The sequence below is a fragment of the Ferruginibacter sp. genome, from assembly GCF_031430955.1.
Taxonomy (GTDB): domain Bacteria; phylum Bacteroidota; class Bacteroidia; order Chitinophagales; family Chitinophagaceae; genus Ferruginibacter.
Genome location: NZ_JANPCM010000536.1, coordinates 1 through 2,121, shown reverse-complemented (window position 1 = coordinate 2,121; position 2,121 = coordinate 1). Strand labels below are relative to the sequence as shown.

Sequence of the window (2,121 nt, the reverse complement as noted above, 5' to 3'; positions counted from 1 at the left end):
ACAGCCATTGTAACTATGTACACAATGATTTGAAAGGCTATTGCACATAAATACAAAAACAATGTTTGTCTTAAATGATAAGTACCAATGCTGGTTTTTGGTTTATTTAGAGCAAAATAAGATATTAACCAGCCAATAAGTGTAATGTAACTAACAATTGCAGCCGTTTTTCCATTGTCTGTGGTAGATTGTTCCATATTTATTTGTTTTAAGTGGTGTAGAAAAAAATTAAAACCAAAGTAATAAATTATCAGGTAAATCTATCACTTTATCACATATAATTCAGGCCATTGTTTCTGTCTGCTATGTTGGGATCATTTTTTCCAGCAGGGCAACTTTATTTTTTAAATGATCTCTTTCGTCTGTAAGCATTTCCATACTGCTTTCCATTTCGCCAATTTTTACTGCAATTTGCTGCAGCATATTATTGCGTTTTTTAACTTTAGTCAGTTCCTGTTGTATATCTTCCAGCTGAGCGGATGTATAAGTGTATTGCTGAAAAAGTTCGGTGTATTGCTGTTGCAGTCTTGCAGCCCCGGTTAATTCCTGGTGCAATTCCAGCTCTCGTTCTTCGGCACCGGCAGCTTTTTGCTGGTGCTTTCCAATTCGGTTTTGCATAAACTGCAACTCTTCTAAATGTATATCTACCATACTGCGTAAAGCGGTGGTTTCAGATGCTATTTTTCTCAGTTCAACAATTTCTTCTTGCTTTATTGCTAAAATTTCATTCAGCTCATTTACCTCAGCCTGCAGGCTGTTGTTGTCAGATATTATTTGCTGTACTTGTTCGGGTGTTAACATGGCGGTATTTCAATTACATTTTCAAATTATACGATTTGTAGCCCAAAAACAAAAAAATCAACCCTTTTTTGTATCTTATGTACAATAAAAGCCTTTAGGCAGCGTAATCAACTGTAAGGGTATCTTTAAAAAAACACCCTCTAAAGCTAGAAAATAATTTGACGGAAGAAGAACTGATACGAGGATGCATAAGGGAGGAAGCCTCCTGCCAAAAGGAGGTTTTTAACCGGTACGCCAGCCGTATGCTGGGGGTTTGCAACCGCTATGCCCGTAATGCAGCCGATGCCGAAGATATTTTACAGGATGCCTTTATTAAGATTTTTGATAAAATGCACCAGTTTAAATTTGAAGGCAGTTTTGAAGGATGGATTAGAAGAATAATGGTAAATACGGCATTAAAAAAATACAGTTTACGCCGGTACGAAAAAGAAGTAGTGGGCTATGAAATAAAAGATAAGGATGAGAGCAGCATGGAACCATCGGCATACGGCCACCTTAACCAAAAAGAAATACTGGATTTAATAAATAATTTACCAGATGGCTACCGCCTAATTTTTAACCTGTTTGTGATAGAGGGTTTTCAGCACGAAGAGATAGCGGAAATGCTGAAGATACAACCGGGTACCAGCCGGAGCCAGTTGGTAAAAGCAAGAACGATGTTGCAGAAACAAATTTTACAATTACAAAAAGTTGCAGTATGAGCAATAACGGGTTGTTTGATGACAACATAAAAAATCAATTCAGCGACTATACGCCATCTGTGCATCCACGCATTTGGGAAAATATAGTTGCCGAAAGAAAAAAAAGAAGACCTGCTGGCTTTTGGTTTACTTTTTTTAATGGCCGTAATATTTTACTGCTGACTGCGTTACTTATTGCAGGTGGCAGTGGTGCCTATTTATTATTAAAAAATACGGCTCCAAAACAAGAAGGTAATATTGCAATAACTGCTCACCAAAAAACTGTTACCGGTACACCAACTGCAAATACAGATAACGAAAAAATAAAAAACAGTACCCCATTTGTAAATAATAATGATGATCAAAATAATATTTCTCCGGTAAATAACAATGCTGATGACGAAATAATTAATTCAAAAAATAATATCGCAACTATAACAGCTTCGTCTTCTTCCAAAATAAAAACCTCCTCTCCTTTTGCTCAAAGGGAAGAAAAATATTTTACATCAAATTATAAAGAAAAGAAAAGCACTCCAACAAATAATGAATATGATATTGCTGATGCCAATTTAAATTTTAATAACAAACCCCTGGAGGATTTTTATTTAAAAAGATTATTATTTGAAGCTGCGGAAAAATC

General features: G+C 35.6%; 3 protein-coding genes and 1 pseudogene. 2 read left to right on the top strand and 2 right to left on the bottom strand.

Features of this window, described 5'->3' with window-relative positions; all coding sequences use genetic code 11:
• Nucleotides 1-197: pseudogene (locus ACY65O_RS15065) on the bottom strand (hypothetical protein); the annotation flags it as partial.
• 106 nt (nucleotides 198-303) lie between these two features.
• Complete coding sequence (locus tag ACY65O_RS15060) at nucleotides 304-801, bottom strand: hypothetical protein (protein WP_462221684.1); 498 nt, start codon at nucleotides 799-801, stop codon at nucleotides 304-306.
• Between the two features lie 158 nt (nucleotides 802-959).
• On the opposite strand from ACY65O_RS15060, the gene ACY65O_RS15055 reads away from it, so the two are divergent.
• Both ACY65O_RS15055 and ACY65O_RS15050 read left to right on the top strand, forming a co-directional pair.
• On the top strand, nucleotides 960-1,502 hold the full coding sequence (locus ACY65O_RS15055) for an RNA polymerase sigma factor (RefSeq protein ID WP_462221683.1): 543 nt from the start codon (nucleotides 960-962) through the stop codon (nucleotides 1,500-1,502).
• A partial coding sequence (locus ACY65O_RS15050) for a hypothetical protein (RefSeq protein ID WP_462221682.1) occupies nucleotides 1,499-2,121 on the top strand: 623 nt, incomplete at its 3' end. The genes ACY65O_RS15055 and ACY65O_RS15050, both read left to right, overlap by 4 nt.